Source organism: Streptomyces sp. NPDC094448, assembly GCF_044763775.1.
Lineage (GTDB): Bacteria > Actinomycetota > Actinomycetes > Streptomycetales > Streptomycetaceae > Streptomyces.
This window is the reverse complement of sequence record NZ_JBIWGU010000003.1, coordinates 157739-176619: the sequence shown is the minus strand read 5'-3', so window position 1 is coordinate 176619 and position 18881 is coordinate 157739. Positions and strand designations below refer to the sequence as shown.

Genomic DNA, 18881 nt, shown 5'->3' with positions numbered 1-18881 from the left:
GTGGCCTTGTCTGAGTGGGGTCAGGTGGTCTGTACCAATCGCGAGAAGAGATCTAGCCCATCAACGGGACGCGCACAAGAGGCTGAACCGCATGAGACGGCCTGTCCCGCCAGGTCCGTTTGACGGGGTATCCACCGGTGAGGGCCGGTGATCTCGGCGAACTCCGTACCGGCAGTGCGAGCCGGGAACGTCGAGCCGGATCCGCTACCGGACTCACCCGACACGGGGCCTGTGCAGATCGTTCACTTCCGGCCACGGTGATCGTGCCCTCGGTCCGTTGCTCCTTCGTTCAGACAGCAGCGGACGAAGTCCTGGACGACGGGGCTGGTGTCGTCGGCGGGCGCCCAGGCCACGGCGACCGGGCTGAGGCTGACGCCGCCGAGACCCGGCGCTTGCCGGGTCCCGGCCTGCTGGCACGGGGCCGGAGTGCCGGACGGGCATGCGGTTTGCCGGAGTGCATGGCGCTCGTACCGGCCCAAGGGGCAGCCGCCGTTCATGGGTCGAGCCTTCCCTTCTTCGGCCGGCTGCCGCTCTGGGCCACCGTGTGCCGCCCCGTCACGACGTGTTCCACATCGCCTACGGTGGTGACCCGGCCACCATCGCCGGGATCGGGATCGGGCATGACCGATTCGGGGTCCACGAGGTAGACGTCGTGACCCTCCAGCGTGAGCCGGCGCACGACCTCCAGCAGCATGCGCCGTGCCACGTCGTCGAGGGAGTAGACCATCGTGAGGTCCAGAGCCACCCTGGTCTCCGCGGGGGCGGTGTTCACGACTTCCCGGACGACTCTCTCGGCTCCGGCGAAATTGATCCCGCCTTGGAGTTGGAGGACCCGGACCGCATCCGGGCCGCTGCCGACGATATGGCTGGACCGTACGATGGCCCGCGCGGCGGCCGGAACCTCCATCACATGCAGACCCATATCGGAGGAGAACCTCCCGAACAGGGCCACTCCGCGGACACTGTTCCCGTGGGCGTCCAGCCGTGGTGAGAACGTGGCGATGCCGATCTGACCGGGGAGCGCGCCGATCAAGCCCCCGGCCACGCCGCTCTTTGCCGGAATGCCGACCTGGGTCGCCCAGTCACCGGCCGCGTCGTACATGCCGCAGGTGGACATGACGCTCAGCACCTGACGCACCACCGGTTCGCGGATCACTCGCTCGCCCGAGAGGGGATTCACGCCGCGATTGGCCAATGTCGCGGCCATCATGGCCAGATCCCGCGCGGTGACGAGCACAGCGCACTGGCGAGTGTAGCCCTCGACCACGGCCCTGGGGTCCTCGGTGAGGATGCCGTAGCCGCGGAGCATGTACGCGATGGCGAGATTGCGGTGTGCGTGCTCCATCTCCGACACGCACATCGCCTCGTCCACCCTCAGCTCACGACCGGCGAACGCCGAAAGGCCGCGGACCACGCGCTCCACGCGTTCCGCAGGAGTCATGTCCTCCTGGCCGACCAGCGAGTGGGCGGTGATCGCACCGGCGTTGATCATGGGATTGAAAGGGCGCCCCGTATCACTTTCGAGGGAGATCTGGTTGAACGCCTCTCCCGACGGCTCGACACCGACTTTGGCGAGCACCGGGTCGAAGCCCCGGTCGGCCAGCGCCAGCGCGTACGTGAACGGTTTGGAGATCGATTGGATCGTGAACTCGGTGTCGATGTCGCCGGCACCGTAGACCTCGCCGTCAACGGTGGCGAAGACCGCACCGAGGCGCTCCGGGTCCGCTGCCGCAAGCTCGGGGATGTAGTCCGCCGGCGCTCCGGACGTGTCCGAGGCGACACCCCCGAGGGCCTCGGCCAGATAGTCGGGAATGACCGACCGCATGAGTCCTCCTCCGGACCTCTGTCCGCCCCCATCGTCCTTCTTGGCTGCCCTCTTGGCGGCTTGAACACGCCCTCGACACATTACCGGCCCGCATACGGCCGCTCGCCCTCCTCCGGTTCTGCCCCGGAGCCGGGGCCTGTGGTGCACCGGCATCCCGCACACGGCCCCCTGGAGTGGGCGGTCCGCCGGCTGAGCCGGTCGGCCGGACCCGCGGCGATCCGGTGGTGCGGCCGTCGAAACCGCCCTGTGCCCCCGGCCTCACGAGGCAGGGGACACCCGGTCATCCAAAGCCGGGTGGGTCGGCGAGGATGCGGGACTTGCTGACGCGGTCCGCCGCCCGGACGCCGCGGCCGGGCCGGTTGGGGTCCCGGGTTCCGGAATCCGGCCCCGTGGTGGCGATTCCGCCACCGTAGGCCCAGCTCACCAGCTCCTCCGCGGTCAGCCGACGCCCGTCCGGCAACGCGAAACACCCTCCCGGGTCAGTGAAGTAGCTTTCGCCGTGGCGGCCCCCGGCCACGAGCAGCCGGCTCAGCGGATACAGCCCGCCCAACCGGTCCGCGGCTGCCGCGACGTCTGCGCCGCAGGAGATCAGCAGCCGGTGGGCCCGTGCGCCGAGGCCGCTCTCCGCCGGATCATCCACCATGATCATCTGCTCGTCCTCCTGGAGAGCGGTCCGCAGAGCCCCCGTCAGATGACTCATCCGGACCAGCCCCACCAGGTCACCGGGCGGCGCGAGCCGTGTGGCCAGTTCCCAGCCCGCGTGGTCGCGTGTGAGGATCTTCAACAGTTCGGAAACGGAGGGGGGACGCTTTCCCGGTGCGGGTCTCCCCGTGGCCGGCAGGATCGCGCCGCACTCGTCCGCCCGGGTCATCGCCGCCACCAGCTCTCTTCGTCCGGGACCCAGAGAAGTGGTGAGACAGCGGACGAACAACTCCTCCACCAGAGCGGTCCGCTCCTCCACCAGTGCGCTGAGCCGCCGCAGTTCACGATCCCCGATGGCTCCCTCCTCCCACCAGTTCCAGAGCCTGAGAAGGTACTGGGTACGGGGCAGATCCAGCACGAGCCGGACCCGGTGCCCCGGCCCCAGCAGCCGGACCACCCGGGCCACCGTGTCGCTCAGCCGCTTGGCGTTGTCGAGTTCATAGAGACTCGGGCCGGTCTCGTATCCGGTCCGCACCACCCGCCCGGTCGGGCGGAAGGCGCTCCGCAGGAACGGCAGGGGCTCCCCGAACACCCCGCTGAGCCGGAGCGACCGCCCGCTGAACAGACAGCTCCCGAAGGCCACCACAGTCCTTCCTCCGCTGTTCCCCGTCCGCGACAGCCAGGCACCCGAGGGGCCGGAACCACCTGCCGTCGCCCACCACCGCCGCGCCGGCTCTCCGACGCAGGAGAACAACAGGTCGCAGCGGAGCGCGGCACCGCCGGTCCGCCGCCCCAGGACCACCGGCAGCCCCCCACCCGCCGACAGCGCCTGCTCCAGTGCTTCCTGCCGGACCAGCCGGGTACGGACGGACCGGGACAGCCCCGCTCCGCCGTCCACCAGCGGCAGCGCCACCAAGGTGGGGACCCCGGGCAGTGGTGTCGGCTCCGTGACGGCAGCCGGGTCGAAGACCGAGACCCGCGCGGGCCCACCGGGCCCGTCGGGCGGCCCGATCAGCGCCAGCGACGTTCCGGAGAGGGCGCCCCGCTGCCCCCGCCCCGGTGAGCCCCCGGCGCCGGGCGGACCCGCCCCCTCCGGCCCGGTCCCTCCGTTCACCGGCTGCTGCCCGGGTGCTCCGTCTGCCGTACGCCGTCGAAGGCGATGGGCAGCTCCGTCAACCCGTGCACCAGCACATTGTCACGATGAACCAGCCCCGGATCGGGCCGGAGGAACCGGGGGCGCTGCACTCTGGTGGCGAAGCCGGCCAGCAGCTCCCCGGCCGCCGGGCGCGCCAGCCCCGCTCCAACACAGAAGTGCGGACCGTGCCCCAGGCCGAGATGGCCGACCGGTTGCGTCCGCAGATGATCGAAGACCGCGGGATCGGAGAAGACCCGCGGATCCCTGCCCGCCGCGGCCAGGTTCAGGAGCACCACCGTCCCCGGCCCGGCCTCGACCTGCCGTGGACCCGTCCCGAGGACGGTACGCCGGACCGTGTACCGCACCACCAGATGAGTCGGCGGGCACCAGCGCAGCACCTCCTCCACCACCGCGCCCGCCCCCGCGGGCGCTCGCCGCAATTCCGCCGCGACCGCCGGATGAGCGAGCGCCGAGTAGAGGCAGTTCGTCAGGAAATGCCCAAGCGATTCATAGGCCGACTCGACGATCAGGACAGCGGTGGACACCAGGGTGGCCCGGTCTCGGGTGCGCTCGCGCAACAGACGCAGCGCGCGAGTGAGCGCGGTCGCGGGCATATCCTCCACCGCGTCCGCTACCAGACGGTGGAAGGCGGTCACCGAGCGGATGAGTCCCGGTGGCAGGCGACCCGGTGTGACGTCCGCTCCGGAGCGGAGTGGACCGGTCGGATCGACGACCTCGTCGAACAGGGCCATCACCGACCTGGCCCCCGCCCGGACGGCTCCCGCCTCCGCCGAGGGCAGACCCAGCAGCGCGCAGGCGAGATCCAGGGCGATCCGGTCGATGAGGGCGCTGATCACCTCGATCCTCCGGGGAACCGGGCCGAGGGAGTCCAGTGCCGCCGTGACGACCCGCGCTGTTTCCGCCCGTGTCTCCTCTCCGGACAGTCCCCGCACCACGGCCCCGCGTTCGGGCGGCGGGGGCCGGTGCCCGAGAAAGGCGAACGGCGGTGTCAGTACCGAGTCGGGCGGGTCCGGCCAGCTGTCGAAGAGTGCCTTCGCCCTCCGGGCCATCCAGGGGCAGTGTCTCTGGTCCGTCGTCAGCTCCGGAGCGGTCAGCGCGGCGAGACAGTCCGCGTAGTCCAGGAGCATCACCACGGGAGGGCCGCCGGAGACCAGCGGACCCCACTGGCGCCACCGCTCGTACCAGGGGTGGGGGTCCCGCCGGGCATCCGGCGAAGCCAGCAGCTCCAGGGCCTCCCTGGCATCCGGTGCCCCCGCTCTGCTGCCCGCCGGCATCATCCGTGGCCCCACCCTCGACTCCTCACCGGCTCACCACCGGAGAGCCCCGACGGTGACCCACACGGCACACCGTTACCGGGCGCAGTAGGAAGAAACGACAACATCACGGAGATACGGCCTCGCGCGCGAGGCGTTTTCCGGACAGATATGGGTACGGCCCGAGCCCGCCGGAGCAGGGGAAGGCTTTCGGGGAGGGCGCCGCCGACGGCTTCCGGGGGAAGGGGATATGCGGAAGGGCCCGTCAGGGGATGTGCATCCGCTCCGGGGCCGCCCCAGCGGTCCCGTGCCGTGATCCGCCCGGCCCGCCGTCGACCGCCCCGGAGGGCGATATCGCTTCAGTGCCCGGGAAAATCCGGGCCAATCCTTGGGCAACTCCGCCCGGGCGCTGTTGTTCCGGAGGTTCGTCCCCCGCAGTATCGGACGAGCTTCGCTTCCCGCGCGGGCTGTCCGGCCGGTGCGCCCAGAGCTGAAGGAGAGACCGATGACGTGGGCCGAGAGGGGCAGGGCGCCGCACCTGGCCGTTGCCGTCATCGCCGCCCTGCTGACCGGGCCGTTGTCCGCGGCGGCGCCGACGGGCGCCGCGAACGGGCCGGACCCGGGCGGGCCGGCCACCGCGTCGGTCCCGTCCGGGCCGGTCGGCGGAGCCTGGCTCGGCATGTCGGACGGCCGGCTGGCATACGGGCAGGACGCTCAGGGCAACCGGGTCCCCGACTACTCCTTCGCCGGGTACGGGGGCGGGGGAACGGCCCTGCCACGGGCCGCCGTCAAAGTGACCGTCCCCGCACCCGGCACGGGCGATGCGACCGCGGCCGTCCAGGCGGCCATCGACCAGGTATCGGCCCTCGCACCGGACAGTTCCGGTCTACGGGGGGCGGTCCAGCTCGCTCCCGGCACCTACCGCATCGCCGGGCAACTCCGCATCACCGCCGGGGGTGTGGTGCTTCGGGGCGCGGGCACCGGACCGTCGGGGACGACAGTCGCCGCCGACGGGCCCACCATACGCACCCTGATCACCGTGGGGGCGAACGCGAGCTATACCACCGTGGGGACCGTCCATCAGGTCGCCGATCCCTATGTCCCGGTCGGCGCGACCGCCCTCACCCTCGACAGCGCCGCCGGGCTGTCCGTGGGCGACGAAGTGGTCATTGAACGGCCCACGACCCAGGCGTGGATCGACGCTCTCGGCATGACAGGCATCTGGACCCCGGACTGGAGCCTGCGGGCCGAGCGGCGCATCACCGCGGTCCAGGGAAGCAGGATCACCTTTGATGTTCCCCTGACCACGGCGCTGGAGAAGCAGTACACCCAGGCGACCGTCTATCGCTATACCTTCCCCCGTGTCAGCAGGACCGGTGTGGAGAGTCTCAGCCTCGACGGTCAGTCCATGACCTCCGCCGCCGACTATCCGGCGAACTTCTACAACGCCGCCCCCTGGGAGTTCCGTGCTGTCCAGGACTCCTGGATCACCGATGTCGTCTGGCGTCACTTCGGAGGCAGTGGCCAGACCGCGCTCGGTCCGCAGAGCCGCCGCGTCTCGGTACTGCGCACCCAGGCCCTCGACATGGTCACCACCGACAGTTCGGCCCGTTCGGAGGCGTATCTGCTCCAAGGGCAGCAGAATCTGATCCAGGACTGCGCGGTGACCGCGGCGAAGATCCACGCCTTCTCCACCTACGGCCGGCAGTCCGGCCCCAATGTCTTCTCCCGCTGCACCGCCACGCTCGTCCAGACCACCTACGACGCGGGTGGCCATCAGCGCTGGGGCAGCGGCACCCTGTACGACAACGTCCGGGTCGACGGCTCACTGCTGCTGGTCAACAACGGCACCCGGGGATCGGGACACGGTTGGTCGGACGCCAACAGCACCGCCTACAACTGCACTACCCAGGAGTACAAGGTCCAGGAGCCGCCCACCGCGCACAACTGGGCCTTCGGCTGTACCGGGAGCCTGTTGACGGGCAGTGACGGCCAGGTCGTGTCGAACGGCACCCGGATGGTTCCGGGCAGTCTGTACGACCAGCAGCTCGTCGACCGGGGGAGAACGGTCATTCCCGCCCCGGTGGCTCCTGGCCGGGCCGGTACGTCGTAGGGCCGTCCGCCGCTGCTCCGCGCACCTCCGCGCCGGAGGCTCGGACGTCCTTCACGCTGTCCGCGTGAGCCACCCACGTACGCACGACAGGGAAGGCAGGGAGAGAATCCATGGCCCCTCGGAGCCGGTCCCGCGCACGGGGCCTGGTCGCCCTCACCATCCTGGTCGTCGCCGGGGGTACGGTCCGCGCCCCGACCGCCGGTGCCGCCATGAACGACTGTCCGCCGTCTCATTTCTGCGTCTGGGAGCACGCCGACTACACGGGGCGCCTCTACAGTTCCAGCGCGAGCACCGCGTACATCGGTGCTCTCATGAACGACCGTACGACGTCGTACTGGAACCGTACCCGCATGGTGGTGAGCCTGTACCAGGACGCCGACTACCACGGCGGCTGCGTCATGCAGCCGATCTCGCCGAACGGGGCCGTCTTCCTGCTGCCCGAGTGGGCGAACGACCGGGTGTCCTCGTTCCGGGTCGCCTCCGGCGGTCTGTGCTGACGGTGGTGCTCCGATCCTCATGACCTGGCCCGCCCGGTGGCCGCGGCAGCCACCGGGCGGGTGCTGTCGCCGAGTGGGATCAGCAGATGGCGTGAGGTGTGATGGTGTACGAGGACAGCTTGTCGTTCAGGTGGGCAGGGAGCAGCGGGGAGGACCCGCCCGGTGGAATGGAGTTCATCATGCAGCCTCCGCGATAGCCCGCGTCGGGATACAAGGTGACGTACCACGAGGTGCGGTTCCAGTACGAGGTGGCCTTGTCGTTGAATCCGTTGCCGACGTAGGACAGGCTCTGGTTCGTCGTCACAAAGGACCCTTCATAGTTGTAGTGTTCCCAGACGCAGAACCAGCCGCCCCGACAGTCGCCGGGGCTGGCCGAGACCGCGGGGGCCCGGACGGTTCCGACGGCGAGAACCACCGCGGACACACCAGCCAGGGCCATCAACCGTGAGCGCATGGGTCTGTTCCTCTTCCTCATGGTGGGGACTCCTCGGTCGTGCTGCCACGGACAGTGCGCCATCGGCCGGTGGTCCCGGCCATTCCATGCCGGGCTCCCCCGGCAGCGAACGGCCACGAGTCCGCGTGTGCCGTCAGGCGGGTAGCGGCCTTCGGCCGCGGGGACCGGCCGGTCGGGCGGCTCCGTCCCCGGCGGACGGACTCGTCCTGTCCCAGTCCCGCCCCGGTCACCCCTTACCCCTGGACCGCGGCTCCGGGCCACCACCAGGCATAACGGATCTGAAGCGAGCTGACCCGGTCGTTCCAGCCGGACGGCATCGAGGGGACATAGCCGTCCAGCAGGACCCGGGCCCCGTTCCGCTGAACGTTCTCGAAGGCGTAGACCCCGCAGAGCCCGCCGATCCGCATCGAGCTGATCTGGTCGTTCCATCCCGAAGGCAGCTCGTTGAAGTTCTGCGGAGACGAACTCGCCGTGCAGGTCTCACCGAAGAACTGGAGCGCCGCTCCTCCGTATCCGACGTGTTCGTACCCGATGGCCAGCAGCTGGCTTCCGCTGCCGACACGGGAACTGCGGAGGCCGTCACCGACGGCCCGCGCCGTGCCCGTCGTGCTGAGGAGGAGCACCGTGCTCGTAGCCGCGGCGACCAGTGCCGCGGCTCGGAATCGCTGGGACATCGCGGACCTCCGGGGGAAAGACCGGACAGCAGACAGGAGAGGGGAAGCGCGGGACACGGCTGACCGGTCCCTCACGAGGGGGCATTTCCACGGTCACCGCCGCCGCACCCATGCCATGGCGCGCACGTACACCCATCTGCACGGACGGACCCGGCTGCCGGTTCACCCCAACGGACCGGCTGCATGGCCGGATACTCGCCACCGGGATCGCGGGCGCCGGGACCGGCGGCCCCGTCCCGGCCGGGATGACGGCCCTGGGCGCGGGCCGGGCCGGGCGGACGAAGCCGGCCGGCTCGGGGAGAGCTGCCGTGGCGTTCCCCGTGCGGGTGGCCGGCCCGCCCGTCACGGACGCTGCGGCAGGGGCCGGTGGCACCGCCACGGCGCCGAGCTGTCCGGAACCCGGTTCATGGCGCAGAACTCCGCTCCGGGCTGTGGCTCAAAAGGGAAACGCCTGCTCAAGCCGAGGCGATTCCGGCTGGAATCCGGCTTGCTCGGGAAGCCTCCTCCGCGCACCCTTTTGCCTTGCGCGTACGAAGGAATACTTTCTGCGACTGCACTCGGCTGTGCGGCCGACTCCGCACGGCCGGTGGCGTGCGCAGCGGCTTTCGTCCTGGCGGCGTCCCTCCCCCTCCCCGGGGCCGGGTCGGCCCCGGGTCTGCGAGAGGAGAGGTCCGCTGTGCAGATGAGTTCGAGCGACGGACCCGGCTCCGCCGGTGTCACAACGGCCGGCGGACCCCCGGGTCCCCCGGCACCGGCGAGTACCGCGCCGACCGGCCCGACCGCCACCGGCTCCAGGGCGGTGTTCCATCGTCGGCCGACGGCATGCGCGGCGGATTCCGGACAGCCGTCCGCCTCCCCGCCCCCGCACCGACGCCGGGCGGGGGCGTGACACGGCAACGCTGTACCGGAGCCCGGCACCCGGCACGGCACGGGTCGTCATTCCCCCCGGTACAGGTGCCTGTCGGCCTCGGCGCGGTACGCGGACCTCTCGTGGCGCCTCGGACCGTTTGCCCGGTGGTCGGTCGCCGACCGCCCTGTTCACGGCCGATACCACGGCGGGCCGGGACCTTCCTTCTTCTCCGGCCCCGTCGGCCGGACCGGCCGCCGGTAACCCGATGGAACACATGAGAGGAACCACGACGTGGCCGACCTTGCCCTGTACGGTCTCGGGGAGATGGGTGCGGATATCGCGTACTGCCTGGTGACGGGTGGGACCGAACTGCGAGCGTACGACCCGGTGGCCGACGTGACGATGACGGCGGGCACCTTCCACCGCTGTGGTACGGCCGCGGAGGCTGCCCGAACCGCCACCGTCCACCTCGTCGTCGTGAAACACCCGGACGATGTGCGCACCCTGCTGTTCGGCCCCGGCGGGATCTGCGCCGCCGCACCCCCCGGCTCCTGCGTGGTGCTGCACACCACCCTCACCCCGCAGACCGTCCGGGAACTGGCCGATGAGCTGTGCCGGCGGGGGCACACCCTGCTGGACGCGGCCCTCAGCCGCCGGAACGGGCTGGTCCGCGAGGGTTCGCTCTCCCTGTTCGTCGGCGGAACGGCGGAGGACGTCACCGCGGTGCGCCCGGTCCTGGAACGCTACGCCGACAATGTGGTCCACGCCGGGCCGGCCGGCGCCGGGATGACCGTGAAGCTCTGCAACAACTGGCTCCTCTACAGCAACCGCCATGCAGCGCTCCAGGCGCTCGGCACCGGAAGGGCCCTCGGAGTGGACCCCGAGATCCTGCGTGCCGCGCTCGCCGTTTCGACCGGCTCCAGCTGGGCCCTCACCCACTACTCGGACCTCGACGAGGCCATCGTCACCGGGCACGGCGCACCGGCCGTCGTACGCGACCGCACCGCATCCGAACTGCGGATGGCCCGGGACATGACAGCCGTCGGCGGCGAGGTGCCCAGCAGTCTCCTGGAGACCTTCGGACTGCTCGACGTGATGTGAGCCCTCTGCCGCCGCCCCGCAGCCGGCCCGCCCCACCCGTCCGGGAAGGGGGCCGCTGTGCGGAGCCCCGGGCCGGGATCCGCCGCCGGGCGGCTCCGCCTGTGTCGTCGCGGCATCCCGCCCCTGGGGCGCCGCGCCCGCGGGCCCGTTCCCCGGAACTCCGCCCCTCCTCGTCACGATTGGACGCTGCCCATGACGGTGATCAATCCGCACCAGTTCTTCGATCTGTCGCAGGAGGACCCGCAGTCCCTCACCCACTTCCGGGCCACCGTCGCCGACGGCCAGCTCTTCCGCTACGTCGAGGGGGACCGGGAGTCCGCCGGCACGCTCGTCGAGCGCCACTGCGCCGGGTACTTCGGCAAGGAGGCCGCCGCCGCCGTGGCCAACGGCACGGTCGGACTGCGCCTGGCTCTGCGCGCCCTGGGCGTCGGCCCCGGTGACCGTGTCCTGGTCAGCGCCTACTCCTTCATCGCCTGTGCGATGGCGGTGTGCGCGGTGGGAGCCGTGCCCGTCCCCCTGGACCTGGACAGCGCACTCACCCCCGACACCACGGCGCTGGAATCGCCCGAGGAGCCCGTCGCCGCGGTGCTGATCGTCCATGTGCAGGGGCACGCGGTACCCGTGGGACGGCTGCGCGAGCTGTGCGACCGGCTGGGCGTGCCGCTGGTCGAGGACGTCTGCCAGGGTTTCGGCGCCGCGTCGGCGGACGGCCGGGCCGGTGCGCTCGCCGATCTGGCCGTCACCAGCTTCCAGCAGTCCAAGCAGATCTCCTGCGGCGAGGGCGGGCTGGTCGCCGGGCCCGCCGCACTCGTCGAACACGTCTACCGGATGGCGGACCTGGGCGCCGTACGCCGTGAAGGCGGACTGCCCGACTGGGACGACGAGCGGGCCCTCGTCGGTGAGAACCTGCGGATGACCGAACTCCAGGCGTCCCTGGTGCTGGATCAGGCGCTCGTCCTGGACCGGACGCTGGCCCGGCAGCGCGACCGGCGCGCCCGGCTGCGGGAAGAACTCGGTCCGGACGTCCCGGTTCTGGACAGCACCCACCCGGACGGGGACGCGGCGTCCCACACCCTCTTCCTGGCCCGCGGCGCGGACGACGCAGCGGAGTTCTGCGCCGGGCTCGCGGCCCGGGGCGTACTCGCCCGGGTGGTCTGGAAGAAGACCTACCCGGAGTACGGGGTGTTCCGGCGCCTGTTGCCGAGTGCCCCGCACCCGCGGCCCAGGAAGGCGGAAGCCTTGGCGCCCAGGATTCTCAGTGTTCCCACCTCGAAGTACCTGACGGACATGGCCGTCTCCCGGGTGGCCGAGGCCGTGGTCGCGTTCCGCCGCCACCTGGTGGAGGAGGAGGCATGATCCTTCCCCTGCCCCCGGCCACCGGGCGGGCCCGGGTGGCGGTGGTGGCCACCCCCTTCGGCTTCGGCCCGGCCTCGAAGGCGTACAGCATCGGCCAGGTGCTGGCCCGCCACCACGCCCTGGACGTGACGTACTACGGCACCGGCTCGGCCCTCGACTTCCTCACCGCCCAACCCGGAATCCGCACGGAGCCGTTGGGCTCCTCTCGACCGGGACAGGACCCCCCAGCCCTGGCCGCCGCCGACGCCGTGGTCAATGTGCTCGCCCCGGAACTCGTCACCACGGCCGCACTCGCCGCCCGTACCTACTACGTGGACAGTCTCGGCTTTATGTGGGGAGCGGCGGACCTGCCACCCGACAGCCCGCTCCATCAGGTCCGCGCCTATCTCGCCCAGGACATCTTCGACAGCGCGGCCCACCTCGCCCGGCTCGGGCTGCGCGCCGTGATCCCCGTCTCGGGCATCGTCGCCCCGCCCCCGGCACTCCCCTCGCCCGCCGTCCCGCCCGAAGGCGCCGCGGTCCGGAAGGCGGAGCGCATCCCGGTCCTGGTCCACCTCGGCGGCCTGGGAAATCCGGCCGGGCACACCTCGGGACAGGTCTATCTGACGTTGGTGGAACGCCTGCTCACCGCTCTGCGAAGGGACCATCCGGACGGGATGAGCGTGGCCATGAACCAGGCGAACGGCGCCTTCACCCTCGGAGCCGGGCTGCCGGTGCGCCAGTTGTCCGCCGCCGGCTTCCACCATGCGCTGGCCGGTTGCGACACGGTGCTCAGCTCTCCCGGGCTGACCACCCTCGTCGAGGTCTCGCAGGCCCGCCGCCCCTACGTACCGCTGCCCCCGCAGAACTGGAGCCAGGTCCTCATCTCCCGCCGACTGGCGGCCCGCCCGGGACCCCCCGGCCTGTGGCCGTTCCTCATGAGCCCCTACGACCGCATCGCCGAACAGGCGCCCGAGGCGGAGAAGGCCATGGCCGTCAGCGAGATCAACCGGCAGCTCGGCCGCGACGACGGATATCTGACGCGCTACGCGCGACTGGCCCGGCACGCCATGGCGAACCCCCGGACACCGGATGTGGGCGCCCCGTTCGAGGGAGCGCGTGAAGTGGCCGCGGTGGTGGCCGCGGACCTGGCCACCCGCCGCGGCGCGGACGAGTCGGCGCACTGACCACGGAGGCAACAGCACCATGACCGAACCGACCACACCATCCACCCCGCCCGCGGTCCTGCCCGTCCTGCACTCGGTCAGCCGCGAAGCCGACGCCGCACGGACCTGGAGCCGGATCTCCCGCGCCCTGGCCCCCGCCCGGGTCGCCACCGTGTTCGGCTCGGCCCGCGCCGTACGGGGTGAGCCGGCCTACGAGATGGCCCGGGAGCTGGGCGCGGCGCTCGCCGACTGCCGGTGGACGACCCTGACCGGCGGCGGCCCCGGGATCATGCAGGCCGTCCGGGACGGCAGCGGCCCCGAACTGTCCCGCGCGGTGCGCATCGACATCCCCGGCGAAGTACCCGACACCGTGCTGGACGAGCAACGCTCGCTCACCGTGGGCACCTTCGCCCTGCGCAAACTCCTCCTCACCCACGACATCGACGCGCTGTTCGTCTTCCCCGGCGGGGTGGGCACCTTCGACGAACTCTTCGAGGTTCTGGTCCACCACGACACGGCCCGGCTCGACCGGTACCCCGTGGTGCTCGTCCAGCCCGAAGGCACCCGCCTGTGGCAGGCGTTCGTACAATTCCTCCAGCAGCACCTGGTGGACGCCGGGCTCGTCAGTCCCACCGTGGTCAAGGAACTCGTCGTCGCCGAGTCGGTGGATGCGGCACTGGCGGCCGTGTCCGCTGCCGCACCGCCGCCACCGCGTGCGCCGGTGGCGGACCTGCCCACGGGACGGGGCCCGGATCAGCACACCGGATGACCACCCGGGCCCGTACCCCCGGGGCTACTCCGCCTTCGCCGCCCGCAGCGAGTAGACCTGCGGGACACCCAGTCGCGCAGGCAGCCGGAAGTGGCCGTGGTCGTGCTCGTGGAGGAACTCCGGACGCAGACCGGCGGCGGTCAGGGCGCTGACGACTTCGCCGATGCCGTGCTGCCATTCGACGGTCGGCGTCTCGATGCCCGGCGCACCGGGGTCGGCGTAGGTGCCGAGCGCGTCCAGGAGGATGGGGTCGCGCCGGAAGTAGTCGTGTTCCACCGTGCTGCCGTCCTCCGACAGGATGTCGGCGAAGGGGTGGAACTCCGCCAGGTAGAGGAAGCCTCCCGGTGCCACGAGTTCCGCAACGGTCCGCGCCCACCTGGCCACGTCCGGAAGCCAGCACAGCGCCCCGAAGCCGGTGTAGACGATGTCGAAGGTCTCCCCGCCGAGAGCGTCGACCGCTTCGTACACGTCAGCCGTGACGAAACGAGCCTCGTCGGCACCGACCCGGGCGGCGAGATCCCTGGCCGCCGCCACGGCGGGCGCGGAGAAGTCGAGGCCGGTGACGACGGCCCCGCGCCGCGACCAGGACAGCGTATCCAGCCCCAGATGGCACTGGAGGTGAAGCAGCGTCCTGCCCGTGACATCGCCGACCTCGGCCGGTTCGAAGTCCCGGAGACTCTCCTGGCCCGCCACGAAGGCCGGCAGGTCGTAGTAGGAACTGGCCAGGTGGATCGGTACGCGCTCATCCCAGTTGGAACGGTTGGCCGTACGCCAGTCGGCGGTGTCCCGAGTCGTCATGACAGACAACGTTAGCCAGCCGCCGGGGATCGCGGGGCACGGCTGACGGAGTGACCGGATCCAGTCCATCGAACGTGGACCGGGCCTGCTCCCGGTGGCCCGGATCGAGCCCGCGGTAAACGTCGCGGGCACCTGGCTCACCGGGCGGATACAGCAGGCCCAAGAGGTTCCGGCGTGATCCCGATCGGCGCCGCGATGCCGGCCGGAGTGATGTGCCCGGCCGATGGGGCGAGCGGTGCCGTGCACCCCGTGTCCCTGGACGGCCCGTGGCCGTTGATCGCGTATCCACACGATCCGGGGGAGCTGCTCCTCGCGGCGCTGGGCATCACATCGGGCAGGAACGAGATGGTCCGATGCCCGACTGCCTCCCGTGGATGCGTTCTGCCCCCGTACCCGATTCGAGGTTCAGCGTGTTCATTACTGTGTCCGCCGCCCGCCGGGTGGCCCGCCGGGCCGTCTGCGGCAGGGCGGTCCCGGCCGGCGTACTCGCCGCCGCCGCGATCGCCTCGATCGCCGCGGCCGTCCCCGGGGCGGCCGCTCCCACGCCGGCCGCGGCGGCGCCCGCGCATCCCACCGCCTATGTGGCGAACTACTACGGGCGGAGTGTGTCGGCCGTCGACACCGTCACCGGTGAGGTCGTGGCGACCGTGCCGGTCGGAGAGAGCACCACGAGCGTGGCCCTCACCCCCGACGGTTCCCGCGTCTACGCCACCCACGGCGACGCCCGGAAGATCTCGGTGATCGACACCGCCACGAACACCGTCTCCGCGGTCTTCCCGTTCGGCAGGTTCCCCTACGACATCGCCATCGCCCCCGATGGCGCCCACGCCTATATCGCCGACAACAGCGGTCAGTCGGTCAAAGTCCTCGACCTGGCCACCCATGCCCAGAGTGCGTCCGTACCCGCCGGCGGGAATCCGCTGGCCGTGGCCGTGACCCCGGACGGCGCCGAGGTGTACGCCGCCAGCAGCGCCACCGGTCAGGGCCGGGTCCGCGCGATCGACACCGCCACGAACACCGTCACGGCCGCCGTGAACGCGGAGTCCCCCCGGGCGGTCGCCGTCTCCCCGGACGGCAAGCACGTCTACGCCGCCGATCCCGTCTCGAACTCGACCCTGGTGATCGACACCGCCACCCACAGCCGGACCGCCGCCATCCCCGCCGCGGACGGCGCTGCGCCCGAGGGCGTGGCCGTCTCCGCGGACAGCAGCCGGGTGTATGTGGCCAACTCCGGAAACAACACGGTCTCCGTCGTCGACGCCGCCACGAACAGGGTCACGGCCACCGTACCGGTGGGTTCGGTGCCCCGGGATCTGGCCGTCACCCCCGACGGGCGTTCGCTGTACGTCGCCAACCGCGGCGGCACACTCTCGGTGATCGACACCGCCGCCAACACCGTCACCGGTACCATCCGCGTCGGCGACGGGGCGATGAGCATCGCCATGCCGTCCGCGCCGCCCGTTCCCGACCGGGCCGATCTCCAGGTCCAGCTGGCCGCCACCGCCGCGACCGGTACCGCCGGACGTATCGACTACACGCTCACCGTCTCCAACCACGGCCCGAAGGCCGCCACCGCGACGGTGACGACCACCTTCACCCCCGGTGGCATCACGCCCCGATCCGCCGACTGCGCCACGGCCACGGGCACGGCCACCTGCACGATCACCGGTCTTGCCGCCGGAGCCGGCGTCACCAGGACGTTCTCCCTGCCGGTCGGGCTGCTCTCCCCGGGCACCTCCTACCGGGCCACCGCCATGCGTACCACCAGTACGCCCGCCGATCCCGATCCCGCCAACGACACCGCCGTCCGCACCTGCACCGCCACCGCGCTCCTCATCAGCTGCGACTGAGAACAGCGCCCGGGGGCCGTCGCGCCGGCGGCGGCCCCCGGGTGTTTCGGGATCAGGGTGTGGTGAGGCCGAACCAGTACTGGAAGGTGTCGAGGAGGCGGTTGAGGGTGTTGAGGGGGTCGATGGTGCCGGTGTCGACGGTGAGTTCGCCGTCGGTCTGGAGCTGGTCGGGGGTGGTGGCGCTGATGGCGAGGTTGTTCAGGCCGTCGCGGGTGATGGTGTAGGTGGCGTCCGCCGTGTCCGCGTCGGCGGGGGAGGGGATGTAGACGAGGACGCCGTTGCGGACGCGGAGGGTGACCTCGGCGGGGTCGTCGGCGAGTCCGCCGGTGACGGTCAGGCCGAGGGTCAGGGGGTGGTCGGCCGCCTCGGGGCCGTTGAGCCGGATGCCGAGGTAGTCGATGAGCATGTCCAGGCTCATGGCGGCCAGGACGGGCTGGGTGATGATCTGCGGTGAGGGGGTTCCGGGCGGAGTGCCGCCGGGGGGCCGGGTGCGCAGTTCATGGGCGGCGGCGAGGTAGAAGTTGCGCCAGGGGCCGCTTTCGGCCTGGTAGCCGAGTTGTTCGAGGACGTCGGCCTCCAGTTGGCGTGCGCCGGTGTCGGTGGGGTCGGCGAAGACGGCGTGGGAGAGGAGTTCGGCGGCCCACCGGTAGTCCTCGGCGGTGGTGGCGTTGTCGTACGCCGCCTGGGCCAGTTCGACGACCTTGGCGGCGCCGCCGAGGGCCTCCACGTAGCGGGGGCCGGCCTTCTCGGGGGGCAGGGTGTGCAGATGGGCGGCGTTGCCGTCGTACCAGCCGAGGTAGCGCTGGTAGACGGCTTTCAGGTCGTGGTTGACGGTGCCGTAGTAGCCGCGGTTGAACCACTGCCCGGCGAGGCTCTCGGGGACGTTGGTGTCGAGGTCCTCGGCGATCTCGGTGATGGTGCGGCCGTGGTTGGCCAGCCGCAGCGCCTGGTCGTGCAGGTAGCGGTAGAGGTCGGACTGGCTGGTCAGGAAGGAGACGATCGCGTCGGGGGCGTCGTCGGTGTTCCAGCGGGGCCAGAAGTGGCTGGCGAACAGGGTGTCGGAGCGGTCGCCGTACCAGTCGATCGACTGGTTGAGGTACTCCGACCACGCCTTGGCATCCCGGACCTGGGCGCCGCGCAGACTGTAGAGGTTGTGCAGGGTGGGGGTGGCGTTCTCCGCCATGCACACGGCGCGGATGTCGGGGAGGTAGAAGTTCAGCTCGGCCGGGGCCTCGGTGCCCGGGGTGAGCTGGAACTCGATATTGACCGGGCCGAAGGCGACCACGTTCTCCCGGACGGCGACCTCGGAGGTCACGTTGAAGGTCGGGGCCAGCACGCCCGACAGACCGTTGGAGTTGGTCTTGCCGAGTCCGGCGTCCACCTGGCCCTGCGGCGAACGGTCGAGCAGTGAGCCGTACATGAACAGCGCGCGGCGCTGCATGGCGTTCCCGGCGTAGACGTTCTCGCTGACCGAGTGCTCCAGGAACCCGTCCGGAGCGATGATGTCGACGCCCTCGGGCACCACACCGCCGTCGAAGAGCCCGAGAACACCGCCGTAATGGTCGATATGGGAGTGGGTGAAGATCACCGCGCGGATCGTGCGGTCCGCGCCCCGGTGGTCCCGGTAGAGCTTCAGCGCCTCTGTCGCGCACTCCTCGCTGACGAGGGGGTCGACCACCACGATCTCCGAGGACTCCTGGTTGGGGTCCTCCAGGAAGCTGATGTTGGACAGGTCCATGCCCCGGACCTGGTAGACGGCGTTCTCCACGACCTCGAACAGGCCGGTGTTCATGTTCAGCAGCGCGTTGCGCCACAGACTCGGATTGACGGTGTCCGGCGCGTCACCGGTCAGGAACGCGTACGGGCCGAGCTCCCACGCGGGGAGCTTGCCGTCCTTCCGGTAGACGGTGAAGTCCGCGGGCAGCGCCTCGATCAGTCCCTTGGCGGCGAAGGCGCCCTCGGGGTCCTGATCGGGCGGGGGGACCACGACCGCCGCGTTCAACGCAGTGGTTAACGAAGTCGCGGGCTGGGGGTCGTTCCGCACGGAACCGGACACCACGCACTCCCTTCGGCCGGGCCGTGCCCGGCGCTCCCCGGCCACGAGGGCAACCCGGCGGGGGTCGCTTCCCTGACTCGCGGCCGAACGACAACGACCATGCCAGGCTGTGACAGGCGTCACTAGATGGTGAACCGGACAGCCCGTTCACCCGACTTTAAACCGTACAAAAGTACGATAGTTGACCCCCGTTTCCAGGGTACGGACCGTCGTCGCCATCGTGGCCGGGGCCTCGGGGCGGCGGCATGCGGGGACGGGGATGCCGCGTGCCGACGGCTGCGGCAGGGACGACATGTCCCAGGGTGTGCGACCTCTTCCCGGCGCCGCCCGCATCGGCTCGAC

At 71.2% G+C, this 18881-nt stretch carries 14 protein-coding genes; 7 read left to right on the top strand and 7 right to left on the bottom strand.

Annotated elements, in window-relative coordinates:
• Positions 1-493 precede the first annotated feature (493 nt).
• From ACIQ9E_RS07195 to ACIQ9E_RS07185, 3 genes are all read right to left on the bottom strand, one after another.
• Positions 494-1825, bottom strand: a complete 1332-nt coding sequence (locus tag ACIQ9E_RS07195; protein WP_403703267.1) for a glutaminase — start codon at positions 1823-1825, stop codon at positions 494-496.
• A 280-nt stretch (positions 1826-2105) separates the two neighbouring features.
• A complete protein-coding gene (locus tag ACIQ9E_RS07190; protein ID WP_403703264.1) occupies positions 2106-3581 on the bottom strand; it encodes a hypothetical protein in 1476 nt (491 codons plus the stop codon).
• Complete coding sequence (locus ACIQ9E_RS07185; RefSeq protein ID WP_403703261.1) at positions 3578-4912, bottom strand: cytochrome P450; 1335 nt, start codon at positions 4910-4912, stop codon at positions 3578-3580. The genes ACIQ9E_RS07190 and ACIQ9E_RS07185 overlap by 4 nt, the downstream gene beginning before the upstream one ends.
• 469 nt (positions 4913-5381) lie before the next feature.
• Between ACIQ9E_RS07185 and ACIQ9E_RS07180 the strand changes: the two genes are divergently transcribed.
• Both ACIQ9E_RS07180 and ACIQ9E_RS07175 read left to right on the top strand, forming a co-directional pair.
• Complete coding sequence (locus tag ACIQ9E_RS07180; protein ID WP_403703258.1) at positions 5382-6989, top strand: peptidoglycan-binding protein; 1608 nt, start codon at positions 5382-5384, stop codon at positions 6987-6989.
• A gap of 110 nt (positions 6990-7099) precedes the next feature.
• A complete protein-coding gene (locus tag ACIQ9E_RS07175) occupies positions 7100-7486 on the top strand; it encodes a peptidase inhibitor family I36 protein (RefSeq protein WP_403703255.1) in 387 nt (128 codons plus the stop codon).
• Between the two features lie 79 nt (positions 7487-7565).
• On the opposite strand, the gene ACIQ9E_RS07170 is transcribed toward ACIQ9E_RS07175, so the two are convergent.
• Both ACIQ9E_RS07170 and ACIQ9E_RS07165 read right to left on the bottom strand, forming a co-directional pair.
• Complete coding sequence (locus tag ACIQ9E_RS07170; RefSeq protein ID WP_403703252.1) at positions 7566-7940, bottom strand: peptidase inhibitor family I36 protein; 375 nt, start codon at positions 7938-7940, stop codon at positions 7566-7568.
• 233 nt (positions 7941-8173) lie between these two features.
• Positions 8174-8614: a hypothetical protein gene (locus ACIQ9E_RS07165; RefSeq protein ID WP_403703249.1), complete on the bottom strand. Its 441-nt coding sequence runs from the start codon at positions 8612-8614 to the stop codon at positions 8174-8176.
• A 1141-nt stretch (positions 8615-9755) separates the two neighbouring features.
• Here ACIQ9E_RS07165 and ACIQ9E_RS07160 point away from each other — a divergent pair.
• The 4 genes from ACIQ9E_RS07160 to ACIQ9E_RS07145 all read left to right on the top strand — a co-directional run bounded on the left by ACIQ9E_RS07160 (position 9756) and on the right by ACIQ9E_RS07145 (position 13835).
• A complete protein-coding gene (locus ACIQ9E_RS07160; RefSeq protein WP_403703246.1) occupies positions 9756-10565 on the top strand; it encodes an NAD(P)-dependent oxidoreductase in 810 nt (269 codons plus the stop codon).
• 192 nt (positions 10566-10757) lie between these two features.
• Complete coding sequence (locus ACIQ9E_RS07155) at positions 10758-11921, top strand: DegT/DnrJ/EryC1/StrS family aminotransferase (RefSeq protein WP_403703243.1); 1164 nt, start codon at positions 10758-10760, stop codon at positions 11919-11921.
• A complete protein-coding gene (locus ACIQ9E_RS07150) occupies positions 11918-13087 on the top strand; it encodes a hypothetical protein (RefSeq protein ID WP_403703240.1) in 1170 nt (389 codons plus the stop codon). The genes ACIQ9E_RS07155 and ACIQ9E_RS07150 overlap by 4 nt, the downstream gene beginning before the upstream one ends.
• Positions 13088-13106: 19 nt before the next feature.
• Positions 13107-13835: an LOG family protein gene (locus ACIQ9E_RS07145; protein ID WP_403703237.1), complete on the top strand. Its 729-nt coding sequence runs from the start codon at positions 13107-13109 to the stop codon at positions 13833-13835.
• Between the two features lie 24 nt (positions 13836-13859).
• On the opposite strand, the gene ACIQ9E_RS07140 is transcribed toward ACIQ9E_RS07145, so the two are convergent.
• Positions 13860-14633, bottom strand: a complete 774-nt coding sequence (locus tag ACIQ9E_RS07140; protein ID WP_403703235.1) for a class I SAM-dependent methyltransferase — start codon at positions 14631-14633, stop codon at positions 13860-13862.
• A gap of 410 nt (positions 14634-15043) precedes the next feature.
• On the opposite strand from ACIQ9E_RS07140, the gene ACIQ9E_RS07135 reads away from it, so the two are divergent.
• A complete protein-coding gene (locus tag ACIQ9E_RS07135) occupies positions 15044-16483 on the top strand; it encodes a beta-propeller fold lactonase family protein (protein WP_403703232.1) in 1440 nt (479 codons plus the stop codon).
• Positions 16484-16535: 52 nt separating this feature from the next.
• Here the strand turns inward: ACIQ9E_RS07135 and ACIQ9E_RS07130 are convergent, their stop codons facing one another.
• Positions 16536-18470, bottom strand: coding sequence for an alkyl/aryl-sulfatase (locus ACIQ9E_RS07130; protein ID WP_403703229.1), 1935 nt, complete (start codon positions 18468-18470; stop codon positions 16536-16538).
• Positions 18471-18881: the final 411 nt, after the last annotated feature.